Genomic DNA, 23,346 nt, shown 5'->3' with positions numbered 1-23,346 from the left:
GTCCAATCCTATTTAGGTCGTTCAGACCTGACCCCTCAAGGTTTTCCTCATCATAGTGTTTTTTCCCTCGGATTATCCGGTTATGCTTGGAGTCAATCCCTGCTGCTCTGGAGAGATTGGATGTTGGCGCTCATGGCGTTGAAGCCTCACAAATCTCTCCATTTTTAACGAGGGCTAGAGGCTCTATCCCTTGTGAGGCAGGGGGTCTAGCTATGTTGTCACCCTCTCAGGACCGAGGGACTCGAAGCCCGAGGAGAGCGCCACGGACATTCTGTTAAGTATGTCAACCTTCGAGGTCTGAAATAATCCTTTACACACATTCCTTTTTTTCTCTGGGGCTACTTACCACCAAGAAGAATGGTACATAGTCGCCCAATATCTCGAACCCAGTCAGTGTTTTTGGAGTCGCGTTTACGTCGATCCCTACTCCCGAGAACCGATGGTCACTTGTACCGTCGCCATTCGCAGAGACGGTAAATTTTGGGGGGCTGCGACGATCGATCTCGAACTCAAAGGACTACAGGCGTTCGTGAACTCGCTGCAAGAGGAGATAGGCGGATACATTATCCTCGTCGATCGCGACAACCACCTTATCACGCTCCCCCAACACGAAGTCCCCGAAGACCACGACCATGACAGTCACGACCCCTCCCTCAAACTGCTCGATGTTTTCGAGGTCTCCCGACAGCATCCCGAATTTGCCCCCTATCGCGATGCGTTAGCTGCCACCAATCGCGACGTTGTCGCCGGTGCCGATCGTTGGACCGAGCGCCGCCAAACCATTCTCGACGGTCTCGAAGAGGTGCGTACCCCCATCGAGCCCAAGGAAGCCAACCTCATTGCAGCGGCGATCGTCGATCCCCAAAAAGTCGGCTTCGATCGCGGTCAGTTATTACGACAGTTTGAGGTTGAAGAAGACTGGTTGCTCGGCGAATCTGCCTCAGCCTATGTTTTCGGCGTTCCCAATACCTACTGGAAACTGGTCGTTGTCAAACCGATCTCCGAAGTGCTGACCAACTACAGTGCTGTCGTAGAAACCCTCCTCCAAGGCGCACTGGGCATCGTCGGGATTGCTGCCGCTGTTGGCATCGTTGCCATTCGCTGGGCGATCGTCCGTCCCATCCGCCGCTTGAGCGATACCAGTCGCGAAATTGCCTCGGGAAATCTCGATCGCCGGGTTAACGTGCGCGGCATTGGCGAACTCGAAATTCTCGCCGAGTCTTTTAACCACATGGCAGCCGCTCTCACGCAGTCTTTTTCCCGACTCGAAGCCGCCAACGCCGACTTAGAGCGACGCGTCGAAGACCGTACCCTCGAACTCCAAGCCGCCAAAGATGCTGCGGAAGTGGCGAACCATGCCAAAAGCGAATTTCTCGCCAACATGAGCCACGAACTGCGAACGCCCCTCAACGGGATTTTGGGTTACGCGCAAATCCTCCAGCGCACTCAAGACCTCAACCAGCAGCGTCAGGGAATCGAAATTATCCATCAGTGTGGCTCTCACTTGCTGATGTTGATTAACGACGTTCTCGATCTCTCAAAAATCGAAGCTCGGAAAATGGAACTGTATCCCATCGATTTTCATTTTCCCTCGTTTCTCGTAGGCGTTGCGGAAATCTGTCAAATCAAAGCCCGCCAGAAAGGTTTACACTTCGACTATCAAGCCACCTCCGAACTGCCCGAAGCGGTCTGTGGAGACGAAAAGCGGCTGCGTCAAGTTCTCATCAACCTGTTGGGCAACGCCGTGAAGTACACTAAGCGAGGAAGCGTGCGCTTTCGAGTGGGAACGGTACGGGACGCGACGTTGCGATCGCCTGAGAGGGACGCCGTTACGATTCGGTTTCTCGTCGAAGATACTGGAATCGGCATGAGTCCCGAACAGGTCGAAACGATCTTTCAACCGTTCGAGCAAGTTGGGGAAGCCAATCAGATGTCCCAAGGAACGGGGTTGGGGCTGACCATCAGCCAAAAAATTACAGCCTTGATGGGCAGTCAAATCCACGTCTCGAGCGTTCTGGGTGAAGGTAGTCGGTTTTGGTTCGATCTCGAGTTCCCGATCGCGCGAGATTGGGGGACGAACTCAGCCAAAGACGAGAAGGGAAAGATCGTCGGCTATCGAGGGCGCAAGCGATCGATTCTCGTCATCGACGATAAATGGGAAAATCGCGCGGTGCTGATGAATCTGTTAACGCCTCTCGGTTTCGAAGTCCACGAAGCGGAGGATGGAGAAGAAGGGTTCGCGAAAATACAAAAGTTAGTTCCCGACGCGATCGTCACCGATTTAGTAATGCCCGCCCTCGACGGCTTCGAGTTAATTCGGCGCGTTCGACAAACGCCGCAGTTACAAGGGGTCAAAATTCTCGCATGGTCGGCCAGCGTGTTAGAACAAGACCATTACTCGAGCTTTGAAGCGGGGGCCGACGATTTCATTGCCAAACCGATTCGGGCAGAGGAGGCGATCGACAAATTAGGATATCTGATGAAGTTAGAGTGGCAGTATGCCGAAAAAGAGGTATCCGAGACTTACGAAGATAACAGCCGCTCGAACGACATTCAGGAGTCCCCAGACGATCGCGATTTGGTCTTTCCCCCTGAAGAAGAACTCGCCGGTTTAGTACACTCCATTCGACGGGGAGCCTTACGAAAAGCCGACAAACACGCCCGAGCGCTAGCGCGATCGCAACCCGAACTCGAACCGTTTGCCGATCGCGTGTCGCAATTGGTCAAGCAGTTCGACGAAAAGAGACTGCTTCAGTTTCTCTGGCAAAACTCAAATACAGAAGGCAATGGGACGACCGGATGATGCGGAATCCGAATCTCAACGCTTCGACTTCGCTCGCTTCGACTTCGCTCGGACTCAAACACGGGTTTGCCCCAGTCAGACAAGCCCCTCTATCTCTCCAACCATCCCCCCAACCCCCCTTTCAAAGGGGGGCGAAGGGGGGATAGGGGGCTAAGGGGGGATGTGGTGAAGATTTCTTGAAATCCAGCTTATCGGAAAAGGATAGAGTATCATCCCATTATCCCATCATCTCCTCATCACGGGTGACTGGTGACTGTCTTCAGTCAATGACATCTGGCGCAACCACCGCTTCAGGAAAGAGTTCGGCGAATCCTCCCTCTCGAACTTCTGGGGGGTCTTCTGCCCAATTCCACAAACTTTCGTAAAAGAAAAACGACATTCCCGAAAAACCTAACTCTCTAGTTTTTCTAACCTTTTGTCGAATCAGATCGAGTTCGATCGGACGGTTTTTCAAACCGGTCAAAATCGCGATACCGACGGGAATGTGGTGTCTTGCCGCTTCTACCTCCGGTCGTTGCAGCTCCATTGCAAACACATCGATGTCGTCTCGATAAACTTGCAAAACTAACTCTTCAATATATCCGATACGTTCCCAACTTTCCCAATCTTGTAAATATCGAGAATAGGCGAAGTGTTGCGGGTTGGGGGAAACTGAAAATACGGCGTCGGGGTTGACGGCTTTCACAGCGCGAAAAGCGCGACCGACAAACTCAGTGATTTTATCAGCTCGCCAGCGTATCCAATCAGGATCGGTATAATCTTCGGGAGGAGCGGCACCGTCGTGTTCGCTGCGGTAGAGTTCGACCGTGTAGGCATCGTAACCGAACTCGACGGGAAGTCCGAGGTGATCGTCGAGTTGAATTCCGTCGATGTCGTAGTTACTGGCGATTTCAACCAATAAATCGAGGATAAACTGCTGCACCTCGGGATGAAAGGGATTGAGCCAAACTCGCTCGTGTTCCCCTTCCATGATGGTTTGGCTTCCGTCGGAACGCTGCGTCAGCCAGTCGGGGTTGCGCCGCGCCAGTTCCGAGTAAGACGGCGCTTGAAAGCCGAACTCGAACCAGGGAATCACCCGCAAGCCTTTACGGTGTCCGTACTCGATCGCCTCGGCTAACATATCGTACCGTTGCAGTCCCGGCTCGGGATCGACGGCGCGTCCGATAACCGGTTCGGCGACGGCGCTGGGATAGAGGGTATATCCCCAGTTCCAAACCGTGGGATAGAGCGTGTTGAAATTGAGGCGGTGTAAGCGATCGATCGCCTGACGGAGTTCGCGCCGAGAAAACAAGACCTCGCTGTCTACGTTCGTCAGCCACACGCCGCGAATTTCGGGAACGGTGACGCGGACTGCATATTCCTCGGGAATAGAGTTCGGAAAGCCATCTTTGGCGAGAATCAGACACATCGTCGCCGCGACGTCAGCGCGAGTTGCGAGGCGATAGGGATACAACCAGTGCGCGTCTTCACCCGACGGGGAGACGACGACAATTTGGCGTTCCGTAGCGGCGGCGATCGCCGCTTCAATGTCCGGGGGAACCAAAATCGCGTCGCGATAGGTGCGATCGAGGAGCGATCGCGGGGTTTGCGCCGCTCGATAGTCCAAGCCGTCCGTCAGCGCGACCCACATTTCCCATCGTGCCAGTTTACGATCGCTGCCGAAGACTAAATCGAGAAAACTTTCCCAAAATCCCCGCCGTTCCAACCTTGCGATCGCCTCGAACTCCGGCGAGTTCGTCGCCACGTCCGTAAACCGAGTCTCCCTCGGCGTTTCGATCTCGGGAAACGTTCGTTCGAGGGTGCGATCGAGGGTGCGTGCGAATTCGGCGCGAGTCATGGGAACGTTGAGGCGATCGGGAACGTCTTCGAGAATCTCCGCCTCCACCAAATTCTCAACACAGGGTTCGACCCAAGACGTACTGACCTGAGCCTCAGCTTCGGGAACCAGCGCAACGAGACTTGCGAACGCGCCCCCCAACAGCCCCTTTCTCCAACCTCTGACCATCCCCAACACGGTTGTTTTTAACAATTTTCTTTGCGATCGACGAGTAAGTAAGTGGTCATTTTACCCTTTCCCTTCACCTCGATAACACCGCGACGCTCGAAAATAAAACGATCTTTGAGCCGTTCGTAGGTCGCTTCTGTCACCTGAATCGTGTTCGCGATCCCGTGAGACTCCATACGGCTGGCGGTGTTGACGGTATCTCCCCAAAGATCGTAAATAAACTTGTTCGTTCCGATCACTCCCGCCACTACCGGGCCGGTACTGATCCCGATGCGAATGCTGAACGGTTCGCGATCGCCTTGATTGAACTGCGCCATCTGTCGCTGCATATCCAAAGCCATCTGCGCGATCGCTTCGGCGTGATCCGCTCGCGGAATCGGGAGTCCGCCGACGACCATATAAGCATCGCCGATGGTTTTAATTTTTTCCAAGCCGTTCTTTTCGGCTAGTTCGTCGAATCCCGAAAAAATCTCGTTGAGGAGTTCGACGAGTTGCGTCGGAGAAATGCGCGACCAGAGTTTTGTAAAACCGACGATATCGGCGAACAACACGCTGACGTCCGCAAAACTATCCGCGATCGTCCGAGGGTTTTGCTTGAGGCGTTCGGCGATCGCTTGGGGCAAAATATTCAGCAGCAGACGTTCCGACTTCTCCTGTTCGACCCGTAGCTGTTCGAGATATGCCTTCTCCTGGTCGTGTAAGCGCTTTTTTTCGAGACAGGCTCCAATTCGCGCTTTGAGCAAAATCGGATTGAAGGGTTTTGGAAGATAATCCTCCGCCCCAAGTTCGATACACTTAACCACGCTGTCGAGATCGTCGAGAGCAGAAATGACGAGAACGGGAATATCGCGAAGGTCTGAATCGGCTTTCACCTGTTCGAGAACTTGATAGCCGTTCATTCGCGGCATCATGATATCGAGCAACACCAAATCGAACGGTTGCTCTCGCATCAGTTCCAAGGCGCGAAATCCGTCTTCGGCGACGGTGACTCGATAGCCTTGTCGCTTCAGCCGCCGTCGGAGTAAATCGCGGTTGGCTTCGTTATCGTCTACAACCAGGACGCTGGCGTTTTCGAGCGATCTCATTAACGCATTCCTCAATGGACTCCCGTGAAGTCGGAAGGAACCAACAAATGCCGCGCGATCGCAACGGAGTCGCGAGCGTTGCCGTCAAGACGCACCGAATCGGTCTCTACACGCACGGGATTCAGTTGACCCAGTCGGGCAATCGTACCCGATTCTATCGCAATCTGAAGCGTCTCGCTCTGTGAACAGGAGAGCTTCTTCAGTGCAGAGGGAAGAGGGAAGAGTGAAGAGTGAGGACAGTTAACGGGTAACCGTGTCTCCTCATCGCCTCATCTCCTCATCACGGGTGACGGGTGACGGGTGACTGGCGACTGAAACACTGCTCCTCGTCCCCTCATCCAGTCGTCGTCGATCGCGGCAACACGCGGGGTAGGACGATGGTAAACTCAGACCCCACATCGACTTGACTGTTAACGGCGATGTCGCCCCCCATCATCTGACAGTAGCGTTTGCTAATGGTCAGTCCGAGTCCCGTTCCGCCGTATTTTCGGGTGGTGGAGGCATCTCCTTGAGTAAAGGCTTCAAAGAGATGCGCCACTTGTTCGGGAGTCATGCCGATTCCCGTGTCGGTGACTTTGAAGACAACGCGATCGCCGAAGCGGTGCGTCGCACTTTCGCTGTCGACATCTTCCCCGACCTCTCCCTCTAAGCCATCGCGGTAACGCCGGACGGTCAGGCGGACGTTGCCGTTTTCCGTGAATTTGGCGGCGTTGCTGAGGAGGTTGAGCAACACTTGGCGCAATTTCGTAATGTCGGCTTCGATTTCTCCTAGATTCTCGTCGCACTCGAGGGTAAACGTATTGCCGTTTTTCTCCATTATCGGCTCGAGGGTAACGCGAACTTCCTCGATTAAGGCACAGAGATCGAAGGCTTCGATGTAAAGCTGCATTTTCCCCGCCTCGATTTTCGAGATGTCGAGGATGTCGTTAATTAGCGCCAGCAGGAAGTTTCCCGCAGTACGGATTTTCTGAAGATCTTCGACGGCGGTGGTGTTTCCCTCTTCTTCAGCCTCTTCTTGGAGAATTTCGCTGTAACCGATAATGGCGTTGAGGGGCGTTCGCAGTTCGTGGCTGATATTGGCCAGAAAGGCGCTTTTGGATCGGTTGGCGGTTTCGGCGGCTTCCTTGGCGCGGTAGAGTTCGGCTTCGGCCGTTTTGGACAAGGTGATATCTTGCACCGCACCGAGCAAACGAACTGTGTCGCCCTCCGATTCTTGCCAGTTGGGACGGGCGTAATCTCGCAGCCAACGGGTTTCGCCGTCGCGGGTGACGATGCGGTATTCGAGAACGCCTTCCCAGTCTGCCACGCGGTTTTGAGTGAAACGGTGGTGGACGCGATCGCGATCGTCGGGGTGAACGACAGCCGACCATCCCCCCATAGCTTCGACTTCAGCGCGACTGTAACCGGTAATGCGATCGAACGATTGCGTCGCCCACTGTACGATGGGGTTGCCGTCGGGGGTCACGTCGGCGGCGTAGATGTAATCGGAGGCCAGTTCGGAAATCGCGCGATAGCGAGCTTCGCTTTGTCGCAAGGCGCGTTCGGCGTTTTGTCGCTCGGTGATATCCCGCACGGCCGTCACGCGGACTTTATTGCCGTAATAGGGGAGGAGGCGACCTTGAATTTCGATGGGAAACGTCGAGCCGTCTTTTCGCTGTCCCACGAGTTCGAGGGTTTTATCCGATCCCGATCGCAGGGGAGCGATGGCGAGATCCCGACAGGGAGGTGCGAACAACTCCAGCGGGTTCATGCCGAGAAATTCGTCGTCGCGGTAGCCGAAGAGGGTGCTGAGAGCTTGGTTGGTGTCGATAATGGTGTCGTCGGCGTGGATGACGATACCCTCAAAGGTAGCTTCGGAGAGCCAGCGAAAGCGTTCTTCACTTTCCCAGCGGGCGACTTCGGCAGACGTGCGATCGCCCGTTTGCACGGCCAAGGCGACAAAATCGGCGATGGAGGCGGCGAAGGTTTGTTCTTCGGTCGTCCAAGTTCGCGGCGTCTCGGCGTGTTCGAGCATGACGAGACCGATGGTTTTTCCCCCGAGGCGCACGGGCGCACCTAAAACGGCAGCGATCGCGTTGGGGATAAAATACGTTTCGGCCAGGCGTTGCGTGCGCGGATCGCCGATCGCATCGGAGACGGCGAGGTAGCGTTCGGTTTCGAGGGCTTGGAAATAATCGGGATATCGGCTCGCCGCCAGAACTGTTCCAGAGCTGTGGTCGTCGCGATCGCGATCGTAGGCTTCCAAGCACGCGAGCCGGGTGCGATCGTCTTCATACTGCCACAAGCTGACCCGAGCCACTTGCGAGGTGCGGGCGGCGGTCGCTGCGATCCCTCGGAGGGTTGCCGCGACGTTCCCCGTCTCGAACTGTTGGTTTCGGGCCAGTTCCACTAGCGCTCGATTGTGTTTTTCGAGGGTTCGACGTTGGCGAGCTTGCCAGGTGGCTCGAACACTCGCCTGTCGTCCCCACTGCCACATCAGCCAACCGAACACGAACGGCAGGCTATCGACGACCCACAACACGGGATTTTGACTGTGGCGTCGGGCGAACGCGGCCAGAACGCCCCAAAACGTGAGATCGTCGAGGGGAAGCGGTGTTGCTAGGAGGTCGAGACTACCGGCGAGGGCGACGAACCCGCATCCGGCGATCGCACCCATTCCAGCAAATCGAGCGACGCGGTTCGAGGTTGTAGAATCGGTCATGGATCTTGGAGGGGGTCTCGCAAAAGCATCTCGCCTCTGAAGTCGCTACGAGAGTAACGCTTCGATTTTCGAGAGCAAACGCGGAAATTCTACAGGTTTGGTATCGTAGTCGTCGCACCCGGCAGCGAGGCATTTTTCGCGATCGCCCGCGATGGCATGGGCGGTTAAGGCAATGACGGGAATCTTTTTCGTTTCCGGTTTGGCTTTAATGGTCGAGGTGGCTTCCCAACCGTCCATCACGGGAAGACCCATATCCATCAAAATTAGATCGGGGGCTTCGCTGAGAGACATCTCTACCCCTTGGGCTCCATCAGTGGCCACGACGACCACGTGACCTTTGCGTTTGAGACGCCGCGACAGCATATCCCGATTCATTTCGTTATCTTCGACCAGCAAAATTTTAGCCATAGGCAACAGGATACAGCAGCAGCGAGGGGTCTGAAACACCCCAGAAAGATAGCCGGGACGCCGTGAGTTTTGAGATCGAACCTTGGGATTCGGGCTTTTTCGATCGAGGGTGTCTCGGGAAACGACCGACCCACAAGATCGAGTCTCGAACGATTCTCCCGTCGATTTTTATTGTCCCATTTCGAGGTCGCCTCTGTCTGCTCGGGGGGCGAGACTGGCAAAAAGGCGATCGCGAACTTCGTGGAGGAGTTCGTCGCGGGTGGACGCCCCTTTTTCGAGAATGTGCGCGACCGACCCATCGAGACGCTGATAGTCCGCTGCCGTCAGTTCCATCGCCGTAACGACGACCACGGGAATCGATCGCCAGTTTCCAGTTCGGCGAAACTCCGTCAAAAACTGAAAGCCGTCCATGTTCGGCATCATCAGATCGAGGAGAATCAGGTTGGGTGGCTCGGCCGCGACGGCATCGAGAGCAGCCCGACCGTCACAGGCTTCGACGACGTTCCAGCCGAATTTTTCGAGGGTGCGTCGCATCATCTCGCGGGTCATCTCGTCGTCTTCGACGACGAGGATGCGATTTTCCCCCGGAATACTGCCGAGAATGCGTCGCTGTCGGTATTTGTCGAGGAGCCGCGCCAGCCGCTGGTTATCGAGCGGTTTGAGCAGGTAGTCGGACGCTCCCAAGGTAAAGCCGAGGTTTTTTTCATCGACGATGGTGGCGACGATGGCAGGAATGTCGGCCAGTTCGGCATCGGCTTTGAGGGCGGCCAAAACAGCCCAGCCGCTCATGTCTTCCATGAGAACGTCGAGAACGATCGCATCGGGTTTGAGTTCTCGCGCCCGTTTCAAGCCTTCGACGCCGCTACAGGCGGTTTCGACGTGAAATCCTTCTTTACTCAGCCGTCGGGAAATGAGGTCGAGGGTGTTGGGATCGTCGTCGATGGCGAGGACTAAACCCGAGGGTTGGGCGATCGGGGTCGGCGTCGCTGTCGCACTCGGATCGCTGGTGGGTTCGTCGATACTGTCGAGGGGTTCGGCGGGTAGGTAAACGGTGAAGGTCGATCCCCGCTCGGGGGTGCTGTCTGCGGTGACGTCGCCTCCCATCATTTGGCAAAAGTGCCGGGTGATGGCCAGACCCAAACCTGTTCCGCCGTATTTGCGGGTGGTGGAGGCATCGGCTTGGCTGAAGGCGGTGAAGACGTTCTCGATTTGCTCGTCGTTCATGCCGATGCCGGTGTCGGCGACTTCAAAGACGACCCAACCGCGTCCGTTGCTGTCGGTGTTGCGATAGGCGCTGAGGGTGACAGTTCCGTCGTGGGTGAATTTAGCGGCGTTGCTGAGGAGGTTGATCAGAATTTGACGCACTTTGGTTAAGTCGGCACACATGGCACCGAGATCGCCCTCGCCGCTTAATTGGAATTGGTTGTTATTGTTTTCGATGGCGGGAACGGTGGTGGCTTGTACTTCAGCCAGCAAACTGGAAATATCGAACGATTCGATATACAGATCCATACGCCCGGCTTCGATTTTGGAGATGTCGAGGATGTCGTTGATGAGCGAGAGGAGATGTTGTCCGGCCGCGCGGATTTTGTTGAGGTCGGCGGCGATGTCGTCGTACCCTTCGTCTTGGGCGTCTTCGCCGAGCATTTCGCTGTAGCCGATAATGGCGTTGAGGGGCGTTCGCAGTTCGTGGCTCATGTTGGCCAAGAAGGTGCTTTTGGAGCGGTTGGCGGCTTCGGCGGCTTCTTTAGCGCAGTAGAGTTCGTCTTGGATTTGTTTGGTTTGGGTGATGTTGTTCGTCCACAAGATCGCGCCGCCGATCGCGCCGGTTGCGGTTCGCCACGGCCGCATTTCCCACTGATACCAGGCGAGGTTGCCGTCGGCTTGGGGAAAGGGTTCGTCGTCTCCCCGTTCGACACGACCGGACAAACAGGCGTTTTGGCGACGCTGCCAGCGATCGCGGGATTCGGGATCGGTCTGAAATAGGGGAAAGACATCGTAGTGCGATCTCCCTGGCAGGTCGTCGAGGTCGAGACCGTACTCGCTCGCCCATTGCTGGCTGGCTAACAGGTAGTTCATTTGTCGGTCGAACATGGCGACGGCGGTGGGAGCGTACTGCACAAACCGCTCTCGCACGTCGAAATTCTCTCGAAGAGGTTGACAAATTGCCGTAGATGTGGTATTCGATCTCAGGATTTCGACGCGACAGGGAACGACGGAGCCGTCCGCACACCGCCCTTCTAAATCGATCGGGGAATCGAAACAGGTCGTGTCAGCCGGCCAGTGAGGAAATAGAGTTTCGATCGAATCGTGTCGGATGTCCCGGCCGTCATACCCAAACAACGCCTTGGCGTCAGCGTTTGCGCTCTCGATACGCCCGCTATCGTTACAAAACGTCACAATACAAATCATAGTGGTTCTCGCAAGTCGTCCCGAAAACGGCTGACCGACAGGGATCGAGTCAAACGTTGAAGGCTAGGATAGAACAAAGGTAGATGACGACAAAAATGGGACAGTTTGTCAATCTGTCTACGCGGCGATCGCCCGTTGGCGGGAACTCTTAGAATCAGTTCGACGTCAAAGGTTCTTGGTAGCTCCGATCGCCTTAAATATGCCCATGACACATTCTATTTCATTATCCTGGTCTACGGCCTCGGCGACCGTTCCTCAAACTCCCGTGCCTTCTCCCGCCCAATTGTCTAACATCGATTTGGTGCGCCGTTGCCAAGCCGGAGCGCGTCCCGATCGCGCAGCCTTCACCGAACTGTTACATCGGTATCAATCCTACGTCGATCGGGTGTTATATCACTTAGCCCCAGACTGGCAAGACCGCTCGGACTTAGCACAAGAGGTTTGGATTCGGGTCTACCGCAATATCCGCCGCTTGCAAGATCCCATCAAATTTAAAGGATGGCTCAGCCGTATTGCCACCAACTTGTTTTACGACGAGTTACGCAAACGCAAGCGGGTACGCCAACCCCTGTCTCTCGACGCGCCGTTTACCACAGACGACGGAGAGCGAGAATGGGAAATCGCCACCGAAGATCCCGGCCCGGACGACGCTTTAACTACCGACGAATTTTACGATCGCCTGCGCGTCGCCATCGCCGACTTGCCGGAAGTTTTCCGCACGACGATCGTGTTGCGAGAAATCGAAGGGATGGCTTACGAGGAAATTGCGGAAATTACAGGTGTGTCTTTGGGAACGGTGAAATCTCGCATCGCCCGAGCTAGACATCGTTTACAAGCTCAGTTACAACACTATATCGACAGTTAACCTCCCTTGTTTTTAGGTTCTCGTCTTAACAATTGAATTCCGCTTTGAAGATCGATCGCCTTCGATTAAACTCATGGAACGACGAACGGCGATCGCTGCGATCGAATCGTTCCTCAGAAACTTTTTTCAGTGGCTTTCGTCTGTAAAAATACGCAAGTATAATTTGATGGAGAGAGGTCGCTGTCCGCAACCGACAGCCAGGTGGTGACGCAACTATGACCCGCAAGGATTACGACGAACGCAACCGATTCGAGCCGTCCGCTCGTGTAGACCGAGACGAAGACCTGTTCGTGCTTCTCAGTTGCTATTTCGACGGAGAAGTCAGCGAAAGCGAACGCCAGCAAGTCGAGACGCTCTTGGCCGCCGACGATCGCGCTCGGGAACTGTATCACCGTCTCGAACGAACCAGTTTCGGACTCCAGCAACTACCCGTTCCGCCCAGCGAAACCGTACCCGAGGTCACGGCCGAACGGGTGTTCGCTCGCCTGCGCCAAGACCGACAGCAGCGGTGGGCGTGGGGAGGAACGGCGATCGCAGCCCTCTTTCTCGCTGCCGTATCGGGGTTGCCGACCAACTTCTCGTCTCGCACCCCTCAAATCGCTCGCTCTCCCGCACCGACCACCTTCGAGGTCGATAGCTTACCCTCTTCGCTCCCTCATCCCGATGCCTCCCCCGCACCGCTACAGGAAGCGAAAAAATCCCTCACAGCTCGGGCGTTGTTTGTCGAATAGCATCCAACTGGCAGAGGACGGGCATCAAATCGCATCTCTGAGCATATCGATGCCAGTTTTGACGGCTTCGTAGCCGAAAATTACAATCAGGGTGGTCAGGGTCGCGCCCATCGCGCACACCACCAAACCCATCAAACTAATCGCGCCATCGTCCTCGAGCAAACCGAATCCCGTAATGAAAATTCCCATCGCTGGCAGCGTGTTCGTGCCGGGGATGGGAACCATCATTGAAACCGACATCAGGGCGATGGCCAGTCCGAGAACGACTCGCCCGACGACACTCGTGCAAACGTAGCTCAAACGAGGACGAGACAACACTTCAACGCGCTGCAACCAGGGCAGCCCTTTTTTCAAAACGCCCTGCACCGTCGAGAGTGAAATGTCGCGATCGAGCCAGTGTTGCACGAAATAGGGGCGTTCTCGTCCGGCGACAAGCTGCAACGCCAACCACAACATCACGATGCCAAAGGGAATCGAATACCCCGGTGCGGGAATCGGCAACGCTGACGGCAGGGACAACAACACGAACAGAAAGCCAAAACTCCGCTCTCCAGCAATTTCGATAACGTCTGATAGCTTCACGCGATCGAGACGCTCTTCTGAAAAAAAGTAACGGTGGAGTTCCGTAGAAAGCTTAGCCACAAATCGATCGCTCCAGATTTCGTACAGAGGGTTTGCTGACAAAGTTATAAAAAGCAGGGGGTGGAACGAGCAGCTCGTTTTCCTCAAAGCATAAACCCTGCTTTGCTTCGATCGCTTCGCGATCTATATAATAATACTCGAAACAATGACGATATTTTAGAAAAATTGAGATATTTCAATCCGACCATGAAGGGTAAATGCCTGTATGCAAACACTGAAAAGAGATTTTACGATTTCAGACTCTTGGCTGTAAATTATATCAAAAACTTTCATCCTGTAAAAACGCCGATTCAAAACTATAGCATCCCTCAATCAGTTGTGTAACAAAATTGGAACAAAAAGGGGATCGGAAACAGAAAAAACAGAAAACAGGGAACCCTATTTTTTTCTGGTATTTTAATTTTTGAAGATTCATTTGAGACTGCTATAGATTGGCGAGATTTACATTTATTAAAATGGACTCAGACGAGCGAACTGATACGGAATCCGTTTCCGATAAGCTAGGTTTCAAGAAGTCTTCACCACATCCCCCCAACCCCCCTTTGGAAGGAGTGATAAGGGGAGATAGAGAGACTTGTTAGGTTGGGAAAAACCAGTGTTTGAGTCCTCGACTCCGCTCGGACTCAACGCTGAGCGAAGTCGAAGCGAGCGAAGTCGAAGCGAGCGAAGTCGAAGCGAGCGAAGTCGAAGCGAGCGAAGTCGAAGCGTTGAGATTCGGATTCCGTATGACAAACACCGAATTTCAAAATTCAGGAAATTCCAGCGGTGTAAACCCTACTGTAAAGCCAACATTTAAATTTTCTAGAGACTCAACGAGCCAATGTTCGGGATCGAACGGATCGGTTTGATACCGTTCGACTAACCGAAAAATGCGATATTCGAGATCGGATTTCGTGGGAGTTGAAATTAAAATAGTCTTCACTAACATAACCATTAACGGTAAAGAACCGAGGTTCGCCAAAAAATTGGATAGATAAATATGACGTTTATTTTCGGGATCTGCCAATAAGTAGTCGAGAGTCATTTGGCAAGTTTGCATTACTAAAATATTATTGGGTTTTCGTCGATCTGCTTCACAGTGAATTTTTAAAATATAATCTTCTAACTCGTTTAGAAAACGTTTTTTAAATTCAGGGGAATCAATATACAGATCGGCTGTTAAATATTGAAATAAAGACTGTTTAAAATCTCGATAGGTTTCAAAAATTGATGACGATGTAAAAAAGTCTTTCGCACGAACTTGTCCTGACTGAAATTCATGAAACGCTCGAACTAAAGCAATATCGTTTAAAAGCGTAGGATTTTTATATTGGCTTTGCAGTATTGTATCTTGAGAATCTACAGAGAGTTCTAAAAACTGACGCTCGGATCGCCCGTGATGCAAGTATTTAGAATAGCGATATAACTTATTAGCAAACCGCCATTGACGCGTCCGAATAATCTCTTCGACTTTTTTTCGATTGTCGCTCGATCCTTGAATTGTAGATTCAAAATAAGATCCTAAAAAATTATATCGACCTATTTTGTCGGCAATATAAGATGATTTTATGCGTGTTTTTTTGGGTTGTCTCACATTTTTAAACAAAAATTGAAGTGCGAGATATTCATGCGTTCGAGTAAAATAAAAAATAAACTGTCGCAATCTATCGACACAAAAAGATAAACCAACACGATCGCCCTCTAAATTGATGGAATTAAAAACAGCCAGAAAATCAGGAATATAAGTTTTATAAGCGGGACGAATTTGCCAAGAATTAATCACAATGTAACAGCATCGGTGAAGGAGTTTTGCAAACTCGTCACACGTTTCCCTCGTGACGAGATGACGAAGAATTTCTGAGACCTCTCGATCGACTGTTTCGTCGCCTCGAACGAACGCGCGATCGAACCATTCAATAAATTTAGAAGGGGACTGAGTACGAAGAGATCCCTGTAACACGAGATCGAACAGCTTTTGTCGATCGTCTCTCTGAAAAACCGGTTCGGGAATCTTGCCAATATCGATTTGTTTGGTGAGCCAACTTCGATTAAACACTGTCCAATAGAGACGATTATAAACCTTTAAAACTGGCTGGGCAAATTTAAAGCCAATGTTGGCTTTAATCGCTAATCCCGCCAGTCGCAATTCCATTTGTTCGGTAGAGCGATCGATGGGAATTTCACCAAATTTGAGGATTTGACAGTAGCTTTCTAATAGTTTTTGGCGTCGAGGACTGGCTAAAATGCGATCGCGAATTGCTCGTAAGTGAGGCGGTTCGTCGTACATCTCCCAATTTTCTAAAATTTGTGTACGAACCAGGTTTTCGATCGCGTTTGTTTCCGCACCCGATCGCACGATATCCGTCGATCTTGCCACGTACTGACAGAGTTTTTGCGTTAAAAACGGCTGCCCCCCCGTCCATCGTAAAATCTCGTACAGTAGGCGTTTGGGATGTTCTGCGTGAGGTGTCAACCCTTCGACTAAAACATCGCATTCGTAAGGCCGAAATCCAGACAAATAAATTTCGCGACCGAAATCGAAAGGATTTTTTGCACGATCGCATACCAATTCGTTCGGGGTGGCAACGCCCAGTAAAACCCATGTCAAACGATGGTAAGCCGGATACATTTGACGCAATTCGTAACAAGAGCGAATAAAACCAAAAAACTCATCAACTTTGAATCCCAAACTCAAAACGCTATCGATTTCGTCTACAAAGATCGCAAGTTGTCCGTGCGCTTGTTTGAGGAGGATTTCGCGAACAAATACCGCTAATTTTTCATCGTGGCGCAAAAACGGGCGATCGCTCCACCACTCGAACAAATTGATTTTCGAGAGCAGATCGAACCGCCGAGCCAGTTCGTAGGCGATCGCCGCATACCACTGCTTGCAAGACATACAGGAACTTCCCACTTGCAGCAAATCGACGACGCCACAGACAAATCCCCGGTCTTTCAGTTTTTGCATCGTTCGGACTCGCAACGAAGATTTTCCCATTTGTCGCGAATTAAAAACGTAGCAAAACTCGCCCCGCGTAATGCCTTCAAACAGATCGGTATCGGCTTGACGAACCACGTAAGTCGGAGCGTTTTCTGGCAGACATCCACCTACTTGATAGTCGTAGTTCACGATGATATAGCAATCCTAAATCAGTTGTGTAAAAAATTGGGACAAAAAGGGAATCGGGAACGGGGAACGGGGAACAGGGAATCATATTTTTTCTGGTGTTTTAATTTTTGACGACTCATTTGGGACTGCCGTAGTTGATGTTTGATAGTTTCTCCCCTTCTCCCCCTCTCCCCTAAAGGCGAGATTGAAAATACTCTCGATAGAGGTTGTAACGGAGCGTGACGTTATTTCCTAGGAGATTGGCTAACCCCATACTGTACAGTTTGAATCCTTGCATGGAGTCGAGTTCCACGGGAGTTTCCGATCGCACGACGGATTGAAACGCAGCAGCGAGATCGGGGTGTTGTTCTAATACCCATAAATGTCGCCGTAAATGATCGCCGTAAATACCCGAATCCGTGGGAGCGATCTCGAGCAGTTGCGATAAATTCAATTCGCCTCGGGCAATGTAATACAAGCCCAATCGCACGAGATAGGGATGTCCGCCGATGCAGTGCATGAGTCGCTCGATGTCGTTCTCCCCCCAGCGCAACCCGTGGCGATTGGCTAAACCGGCCACCATATCCGGGGTAAATTCGGGTAAGGCGACGGGAAGTCCCACGTTAAAGGGCGATTGGTTGACAGGCATCGGAACGTAGGCTTCTGTCGAGTGGACGATAACCAGTCGCAGTCGCTGCCAGAGGGGATTGTTTTTCGATTCTTCGTGCCACGCTCGCAGCAAGCCAAAGAAATCGGTGGTGAGTTGGGGATAGTCGAAGAGGATATCGACTTCGTCGAGTCCGAGAACCAGGGGGCGATCGATCTCTTGTAAAAGATAGTCTTCAAAATAGCGGGTACAGACGATTTTACTGCCGAGAATTTCGCTGCCTTGCCAATAGCGATCGATCTCTAAGGGAAGTTTCAGCCGCAGGGTGACGATCGCACAAAACCACCGCAGAAAGCGATCGAGGCTCGAAAAGATATCGCATTCGGCAAACTGGAACGTTAGCTGAACGGTTTCGTAGTCGTGACGGCTCGCTTCGTGGAGAATTCGCGCCATTAACGAGGTTTTACCCATTTGTCGCGGGGCTTTGACGCGAATTAACGCACCGGGTTTGACGATTTCTTCGTAACAGCGATCTTCAATACCGGGACGCTCGACGTAAAACGCAGACGCCAGTTCCACTTGACCCCGAGGAAGCTGGGGTTCGGCGTCGATTTTGGGGGGATAGACGGGAACGGCAGCCTCTGAGAGCGACGCAGCTTCGTTTGAGGGATCGACGACGGGGAGTTGCCCGTCATTTGGGAAGTCGTCGAGGAGTTGGCGCACTAAGGCGTCCGTGTCTTTGGGCGATGTCCAAACGAGCGATCGCGCCTCTTCGAGATAGCCGCGCAATTTGTGTCCGAGCAAACTGGGGGGACAGTTGAGGTACGCAGCGACGAGGGTGGGTTTGGGCGACGCTCGGCGAGCGAAAATATGTCGAGCTAAGTTGACTTCTTCTGTAACCATTTCGCTCGAGGCTGAAGATTGAACGCCGGGAGATTGGGACAACAGCAACACCAAGCGATCGCATTGAGACAATCCCGTTTGAATTTGTCGGCGTCCAGTGGCCGTCATTCGCAGGTTGGCATCGGCCAACAGCACTTCGTACTCTCGTTCGCTGAAGGCTCGATACAACGCCAACGCGATTTCCGATTCGAGAGGATCGCTTTGGTGGTAACTTAGGACGATTTTCTGACGAGAGGTCGGCGAAAAGGGAACGCCAGAAAACAGCTCGGGGCGATATTTGGCATACAGAGATACCAATTGAGCGCGACGTACGGCTTTTTCTTCCCCCTCGGCAGTTTCCCAACTAAAGGTTTTGCAGATGTCCGAGAGGTGTTTGCGAACTGTCTGCTCGGTGACGTAAAGATCGCTGGCGATCGCACCATCGTCTTTATCGCCAGGGAGAAATTCCAGTAACACTTCTCGCTGTCGTTGGGTGAGTCGGGCGTCGGCCTGTAGGAATTCCAGAACGTTCATATCGGCGATCGCACCCCTATCGGAAGATGGGTTGTCGGACTCGATCTCTGAATTCACAGGTGTGAAGTACTGAGACTCGGACTTAAAAATCTCAGATCGATGGTCGTGAGAATCGGTGGCGGCAATGGGTCGTGTTAGGGCGAACTCGTAGGAATCGATCGCGCTGCGATCGGACCCGAACGAACTTTCACGAGAGTTCATAGTCATTTCTCGAACGCTTGCATAAGATCGACGTACAACACCAGAGATTCACCCAAACGATCCACGCTTTTATTCTACGAAGCGATTTCAAAAACGTCTCGCGATCGCAAAAAAATTAATGTTTTTTTATGTTTGTTAGACGTTGTTCGAGTTGTCTTCTCGAGCGAGATTGCAATTTCAAGCTAGACGTTCTCATCCAGAACGTACGCTTTTCAATCTTTTGAAAATTGGATTAAAAACACGACCTAAAATTCAGCCCAGATCGAACGACTTGCCGTTTTTTGTTAGGAGAAAAGATCGTGGCACTGTTCGAATCCACCCCTTATCAAATGTTCCCTTGCCCGTTGTCTGCGACGGTCACAAATTCCGTTTCTCCCGAGACGGCCGGACGTGTATTTTTCAAAGGAACCTACTGGCCAGCCCGGTTTTATACCCTACGCCCTCAGACTCTCGTTCGACCGGGACAATCCGTGAATATCATCGGTCGCGACGGCATTACCTTACTCATCGTGCCGCGATCGATCCGTCAAGTGACCTCTACGACCGACCGTCCAAACTTGCAAATTTCCAGCGTACGACCTGCCTGACCACTGCTCTCAAAACCGGCGATCGCCGAACGTTACCAAAAATCTGGGTCTAAAGCCTCGCCCCTTCGACTTGGCTCAGGGCAAGCCTTCTAGGGCGACTTTCATCAAGTCACAACTGTACTACAATATGAGTATGTTAGTCCGAGAAGCCAAACTCAAAGACGGCAGTGCCCAGCAGTATCAAGCCCTCGACGAAGCCATCCGTACCGGACAGTTCGTCAGGAACAAATGCTTGCGGCTGTGGATGGACACTCGTGGCTGTACTCGCGCCCAAATGCAAGCCCTGTGTAAAGATTTAGCCAAGGAATTTCCCTTCGCCAAAAAACTCAACAGTATGGCGCGACAAGCCCACGCCGCTCGCGCTTGGCAAGCCGTCAACCGCTTCTATAAAAACGGCCGGGAAGGGGTTAAACCCGTCGGCTATCCCAAGTTCAAAAAACACAGCCGCTCGGTGGAATACAAAACCTCCGGTTGGAAACTCTCGGACGATGCGAAAACTCTCACTTTCACCGATGGCTTCGCTGCCGGAACCTTCTCTCTCTACTGTAACAGTGCGGCACGAGAAGATATTCTCCGCAGCCAAATCAACCGAGTGCGAGTGGTTCGTCGTGCCGATGGCTACTACGCTCAATTCTGTCTCGATATCGAACGTCAAGAACTGGGAAACTACACCGGAAACGTCCTCGGCATCGATTTGGGACTGACGTATTTCGTCAAAGACCAGAACGATAATGCCGTTGCCTATCCCCAGTATCTCCGAAAATCGGAGCGACGGTTAAAGCGATTGCAGCGTCGCCTGAGTCGCAAACACCGTAAGGGCAAAAAACAATCTGCCAACTCTCACAAAAACAGGAAACAGTTAGGTAGAGCGCACCTCAAAGTTCAACGCCAGCGCAAAGACTGGGCGATAAAACTCGCTCGGGCGCTTGTGGCATCTCACGAGGTCGTGGCGTATGAAGATTTGCCGGTGCGAAATTTGGTGCGAAACCACCATCTGGCTAAGTCGATTTCCGATGCAGCTTGGAGTCAGTTCTCTGATTTTCTCGACTACTACGGGAAGGTTTGGGGTAAGGCAGTGGTAGCAGTTAATCCGGCATTCACCAGTCAAGATTGCTACCAGTGCGGTCGCCGGGTTAAAAAATCTCTCAGCACTCGCACTCACGAATGCGTTTGTGGGGCGAAACTGTGCCGGGATACCAACGCGGCTATCAACATCCTCAATCGAGGGTTGGAAATGTTAGGAATCAGTACCGAAGGGCATTCGGAAACTGCCTGCGTTTCGCAGGAAACGCCTGGGGAGACAAACCCCGCTGCTGTCGATCGGCAACGGTTGGCAGTAAGGGTTGTCACCGAACCAGGAATCTAGAACCGTGAGGTCTGGAGAATCCCCACGCCACAAGGGCTGGGGAGTATGTCAAGTCACGACGCACCCATCGACGAGGCCGCACGGCGATTTTTCACTCGCGCTAACTGTCCCGTGTTGACCGACATCGAGATCGCGTGGGACGGTGCGGGAAACCCCCCGACCGTGTATCCCAATCCCTTACCGGACTTGTTCGCCACCGAACCGCTCGTGTTGTTCGGACAGACGGACAATCGCGGTTCGGGACGCCTGACGATTTCGGGACGACAAGCCGACGGAACGCGATACGAAGAGACGCTGCTCGTCGAGTTTACGGAAAACAGCAATCCCGCCATCGCTCAGTTATGGGGACGCGCTTGTTTGAAGTCCCTCTCGAACCAAACCTTCGAGGTGACACACCACACGATCGTCCGAGAAATGATCCAAACGGCGTTAGAGTACCAATTGCTGTCGCCGTATACAGCGTTTGTCGCGGTCGGTCCAGAGCGATCGCAAGTTGTAGACTTGTCCCCCAGCGTCTGCGCCACCGTTCCCACTCTACTTCCCGACGGAACGAGTTATCGAGAACGAGATTTCGGACGTTCGGTGTCGTCTTCATCTGCGAAACAAACTCCGCTGGCTGGGCGAGGAGATTCGACGCCTCGAGTCATCCGTTCCCGCATCACCCCGTACTCGAACGTCAGTCGAGAGCGATCGCGCTGCCACGCTTCTGGGTTTACAGACGATTGGGTCGCCGATTTTCGCGGCCGAGGTAGTATCTCGCATCCGGCGGCGACATCGATGGGTTTGCCAAACGTCATCTCTTTAAAGACTGCCATGTCGAACCTCGGATTAGAAATCGAAGTCGGTCGTATCGCCGGATTCGAACTCAATACCTTAGAAAACCATCGCGCCCTCGCCAAGCTCGAACAGAGTTTGCACGCCCTCCAGTATTTGCCGAAATTAGGCGCGTTCCAACTGATTTTCGGTTTGATCGTGCGCGACGGTCGAGTGCGGACGGCAGTATGTCGGCGATCGACCGTTGACAGCATCCTTCATTCTTGCGACTTGCAGCGACTACCGGACATCAAACACGCGGTCGAACAGGTGCTGTTAGGTTGGACGTTACCGCCGTATCTCTGTGGCGAAGTTTCGATCGAATTAAATTTCCGTTAATCGATCGGACGAGAACACGGAAGACACTGTTAACAGTCCGCTGCCTTCACTGGCGACTGGTGACTGTCAAAAAGCCTCCTCATCTCTCCGTCTCCCTAAGTGGTGCAGAAAACTTTTCGAGATCTAGGATTGACAAAACACATAAAACCTGTATTGAGACTCGAGCCAGATCCCCGGCATCTTGGAGATGCCGGGGATCTCCGGCAACCATTTACCGATCTGGGATTTTGCGGCCAACCCTGTTAATACGGCGATCTCTTTTCTAACAAGGGTTTCAGGACTTTTCTGTACCACTAAGCTCCGTCTCCTCATCATCCTCCGTCCACAGCAACTTCAGCCGTTGGCGAAATCCCCCTCGTTCGTCGCGGCGTTGTTGCTGTTTGGCTGAAACCGTGGCGCGATCGATCTCGTAGGTTTCCAGTAAGGCGTCGATCGCTTCCGACAAATCCGCCAGTTCCCGAATTAATTCGGCGTCGTCCCTAGCTTCAGCGGCTTCGATGGCTTCCTCGACGAGTTTGTCCCGCAAGGCTTGGCGGTAGTCCGCGATGTCGAGACGTTCGACACCGCAGCGTCGTCCCGATCGGCGAACGATTTCGGGGATGCGATCGCGTACCAGTTTTTGAGGTTCTCGGCGCATAGGAGGTTGACATCCTCTCCCAGCAACCCTATCGGGTATGCAGGGAGATTCCCTGGTTCACACCAAGGATTTCCTGCTTCTCAACCTCTTGACTAGACTTGAACTCAGATAACTTCAAGTCCCCGCCAGAACGATTCCACAGGCTTTTTGTTTTACGTCCACTTGGTGCCCCCAAGCCGGACGGATCTGATTTTGGGTTTTGGGCTTTATGCTCTATACAGGAGGACACGGGTGGCGAACCGAGTTCGCCACCGTGAGATGTCCGTGTTGCCAGTGTCTTAACCGTTACTTCTGGGCTGCCTACTGGATGAGCTATCCGTATGTTTTCAGCGTGTTACCACCTTATCAATTATATTTGATGGCTCGTTTCGGCGCTATCCCCTTCTCTCGCTCTCGCATTGTTCAGGGGACGCACATCAACTCACCGCCGCTTCACCACCAACCAAGCCTATTGGCTATGGTTGGAGCGCTGCGACGAATCTTGGTAGATTTGACCGCGACTTTGGCTGGTGCCAACCTGTCAGAGCAAGTTGGATCGTTGAAGGAGAATCCCCACGCCGTGATAGCTGGGGAGTGTCAAAGCGGGGTAATGCAGGGCGATCGCAGACTTATCGCGTCCTCGACTGCCAGAGGTGAAGGC

General features: G+C 52.9%; 16 protein-coding genes and 2 pseudogenes. 8 read left to right on the top strand and 10 right to left on the bottom strand.

Annotated features, from left to right (window positions below; translation table 11 throughout):
• The 3 genes and pseudogenes from GEI7105_RS39585 to GEI7105_RS40260 all read left to right on the top strand — a co-directional run.
• Positions 1 to 168 (top strand): annotated as a pseudogene (locus GEI7105_RS39585) (IS4 family transposase); the annotation flags it as partial.
• Positions 169 to 355: 187 nt separating this feature from the next.
• Positions 356 to 1,237: pseudogene (locus GEI7105_RS40265) on the top strand (HAMP domain-containing protein); the annotation flags it as partial.
• On the top strand, positions 1,232 to 2,803 hold the full coding sequence (locus tag GEI7105_RS40260) for an ATP-binding protein (RefSeq protein ID WP_281166965.1): 1,572 nt from the start codon (positions 1,232 to 1,234) through the stop codon (positions 2,801 to 2,803). The pseudogene GEI7105_RS40265 and the gene GEI7105_RS40260, both read left to right, overlap by 6 nt.
• Positions 2,804 to 3,062: 259 nt before the next feature.
• On the opposite strand, the gene GEI7105_RS0100535 is transcribed toward GEI7105_RS40260, so the two are convergent.
• The 5 genes from GEI7105_RS0100535 to GEI7105_RS28400 all read right to left on the bottom strand — a co-directional run bounded on the left by GEI7105_RS0100535 (position 3,063) and on the right by GEI7105_RS28400 (position 11,414).
• On the bottom strand, positions 3,063 to 4,832 hold the full coding sequence (locus tag GEI7105_RS0100535) for a glycoside hydrolase family 10-like protein (RefSeq protein ID WP_017658531.1): 1,770 nt from the start codon (positions 4,830 to 4,832) through the stop codon (positions 3,063 to 3,065).
• Positions 4,826 to 5,893 (bottom strand): adenylate/guanylate cyclase domain-containing protein, encoded by a 1,068-nt coding sequence (locus GEI7105_RS0100530; RefSeq protein WP_017658530.1) that lies wholly within the window; start codon positions 5,891 to 5,893, stop codon positions 4,826 to 4,828. The genes GEI7105_RS0100535 and GEI7105_RS0100530 overlap by 7 nt, the downstream gene beginning before the upstream one ends.
• Positions 5,894 to 6,227: 334 nt before the next feature.
• A complete protein-coding gene (locus GEI7105_RS28405; RefSeq protein ID WP_017658528.1) occupies positions 6,228 to 8,594 on the bottom strand; it encodes a PAS domain S-box protein in 2,367 nt (788 codons plus the stop codon).
• A 45-nt stretch (positions 8,595 to 8,639) separates the two neighbouring features.
• The gene (locus tag GEI7105_RS0100515) at positions 8,640 to 9,002 is read right to left on the bottom strand and encodes a response regulator (protein ID WP_017658527.1); all 363 of its coding nucleotides are present in this window, start codon (positions 9,000 to 9,002) and stop codon (positions 8,640 to 8,642) included.
• A 168-nt stretch (positions 9,003 to 9,170) separates the two neighbouring features.
• Entirely contained in the window at positions 9,171 to 11,414 is a 2,244-nt protein-coding gene (locus GEI7105_RS28400; RefSeq protein ID WP_017658526.1) for a response regulator, read from the bottom strand.
• Between the two features lie 205 nt (positions 11,415 to 11,619).
• Here GEI7105_RS28400 and GEI7105_RS0100505 point away from each other — a divergent pair, with 205 nt between their 5' ends.
• Together GEI7105_RS0100505 and GEI7105_RS28395 are read left to right on the top strand one after the other, a co-directional pair.
• Positions 11,620 to 12,279 (top strand): sigma-70 family RNA polymerase sigma factor, encoded by a 660-nt coding sequence (locus GEI7105_RS0100505; protein WP_017662214.1) that lies wholly within the window; start codon positions 11,620 to 11,622, stop codon positions 12,277 to 12,279.
• 215 nt (positions 12,280 to 12,494) lie between these two features.
• Complete coding sequence (locus GEI7105_RS28395; protein WP_017658524.1) at positions 12,495 to 13,010, top strand: anti-sigma factor family protein; 516 nt, start codon at positions 12,495 to 12,497, stop codon at positions 13,008 to 13,010.
• Between the two features lie 24 nt (positions 13,011 to 13,034).
• Here the strand turns inward: GEI7105_RS28395 and GEI7105_RS0100495 are convergent, their stop codons facing one another.
• The 4 genes from GEI7105_RS0100495 to GEI7105_RS0100480 all read right to left on the bottom strand — a co-directional run bounded on the left by GEI7105_RS0100495 (position 13,035) and on the right by GEI7105_RS0100480 (position 18,964).
• Positions 13,035 to 13,652 carry an exopolysaccharide biosynthesis protein gene (locus GEI7105_RS0100495; protein WP_017658523.1) on the bottom strand — a complete coding sequence of 206 codons (618 nt, stop codon included), beginning with the start codon at positions 13,650 to 13,652 and terminating at the stop codon, positions 13,035 to 13,037.
• A 623-nt stretch (positions 13,653 to 14,275) separates the two neighbouring features.
• The gene (locus GEI7105_RS40255) at positions 14,276 to 14,398 is read right to left on the bottom strand and encodes a hypothetical protein (RefSeq protein WP_017658522.1); all 123 of its coding nucleotides are present in this window, start codon (positions 14,396 to 14,398) and stop codon (positions 14,276 to 14,278) included.
• Entirely contained in the window at positions 14,395 to 16,761 is a 2,367-nt protein-coding gene (locus GEI7105_RS32990) for a Sll1247 family protein (protein ID WP_017658521.1), read from the bottom strand. The genes GEI7105_RS40255 and GEI7105_RS32990 overlap by 4 nt, the downstream gene beginning before the upstream one ends.
• Positions 16,762 to 16,933: 172 nt before the next feature.
• Positions 16,934 to 18,964, bottom strand: coding sequence for an AAA-like domain-containing protein (locus GEI7105_RS0100480; RefSeq protein ID WP_017658520.1), 2,031 nt, complete (start codon positions 18,962 to 18,964; stop codon positions 16,934 to 16,936).
• Positions 18,965 to 19,263: 299 nt separating this feature from the next.
• On the opposite strand from GEI7105_RS0100480, the gene GEI7105_RS0100475 reads away from it, so the two are divergent.
• The 3 genes from GEI7105_RS0100475 to GEI7105_RS0100465 all read left to right on the top strand — a co-directional run bounded on the left by GEI7105_RS0100475 (position 19,264) and on the right by GEI7105_RS0100465 (position 22,069).
• A complete protein-coding gene (locus GEI7105_RS0100475; RefSeq protein WP_144053607.1) occupies positions 19,264 to 19,551 on the top strand; it encodes an NfeD family protein in 288 nt (95 codons plus the stop codon).
• Between the two features lie 133 nt (positions 19,552 to 19,684).
• A complete protein-coding gene (locus tag GEI7105_RS0100470) occupies positions 19,685 to 20,917 on the top strand; it encodes an RNA-guided endonuclease InsQ/TnpB family protein (protein ID WP_017658518.1) in 1,233 nt (410 codons plus the stop codon).
• Positions 20,918 to 20,962: 45 nt separating this feature from the next.
• Positions 20,963 to 22,069, top strand: coding sequence for a hypothetical protein (locus GEI7105_RS0100465; protein ID WP_017658517.1), 1,107 nt, complete (start codon positions 20,963 to 20,965; stop codon positions 22,067 to 22,069).
• A gap of 274 nt (positions 22,070 to 22,343) precedes the next feature.
• Here the strand turns inward: GEI7105_RS0100465 and GEI7105_RS0100460 are convergent, their stop codons facing one another.
• Positions 22,344 to 22,706: a nucleoside triphosphate pyrophosphohydrolase gene (locus GEI7105_RS0100460; protein ID WP_017658516.1), complete on the bottom strand. Its 363-nt coding sequence runs from the start codon at positions 22,704 to 22,706 to the stop codon at positions 22,344 to 22,346.
• Between the last annotated feature and the right edge of the window lie 640 nt (positions 22,707 to 23,346).

This window comes from Baaleninema simplex PCC 7105, from assembly GCF_000332355.1.
GTDB lineage: Bacteria > Cyanobacteriota > Cyanobacteriia > Cyanobacteriales > Geitlerinemataceae > Baaleninema > Baaleninema simplex.
This window is presented reverse-complemented; position numbering and strand designations above follow the sequence as displayed.

Bases quoted from the DNA above. Each gene is read 5' to 3' on its own strand.
- GEI7105_RS28395 (WP_017658524.1), top strand. From the start codon at position 12,495: ATGACCCGCAAGGATTACGACGAACGCAACCGATTCGAGCCGTCCGCT.
- GEI7105_RS0100465 (WP_017658517.1), top strand. From the start codon at position 20,963: ATGTCAAGTCACGACGCACCCATCGACGAGGCCGCACGGCGATTTTTC.
- GEI7105_RS0100480 (WP_017658520.1), bottom strand. From the start codon at position 18,964: ATGAACTCTCGTGAAAGTTCGTTCGGGTCCGATCGCAGCGCGATCGAT.
- GEI7105_RS28400 (WP_017658526.1), bottom strand. From the start codon at position 11,414: ATGATTTGTATTGTGACGTTTTGTAACGATAGCGGGCGTATCGAGAGC.
- GEI7105_RS0100505 (WP_017662214.1), top strand. From the start codon at position 11,620: ATGACACATTCTATTTCATTATCCTGGTCTACGGCCTCGGCGACCGTT.
- GEI7105_RS0100515 (WP_017658527.1), bottom strand. From the start codon at position 9,002: ATGGCTAAAATTTTGCTGGTCGAAGATAACGAAATGAATCGGGATATG.
- GEI7105_RS0100530 (WP_017658530.1), bottom strand. From the start codon at position 5,893: ATGAGATCGCTCGAAAACGCCAGCGTCCTGGTTGTAGACGATAACGAA.
- GEI7105_RS28405 (WP_017658528.1), bottom strand. From the start codon at position 8,594: ATGACCGATTCTACAACCTCGAACCGCGTCGCTCGATTTGCTGGAATG.
- GEI7105_RS0100460 (WP_017658516.1), bottom strand. From the start codon at position 22,706: ATGCGCCGAGAACCTCAAAAACTGGTACGCGATCGCATCCCCGAAATC.
- GEI7105_RS40260 (WP_281166965.1), top strand. From the start codon at position 1,232: ATGGCAGCCGCTCTCACGCAGTCTTTTTCCCGACTCGAAGCCGCCAAC.
- GEI7105_RS0100470 (WP_017658518.1), top strand. From the start codon at position 19,685: ATGTTAGTCCGAGAAGCCAAACTCAAAGACGGCAGTGCCCAGCAGTAT.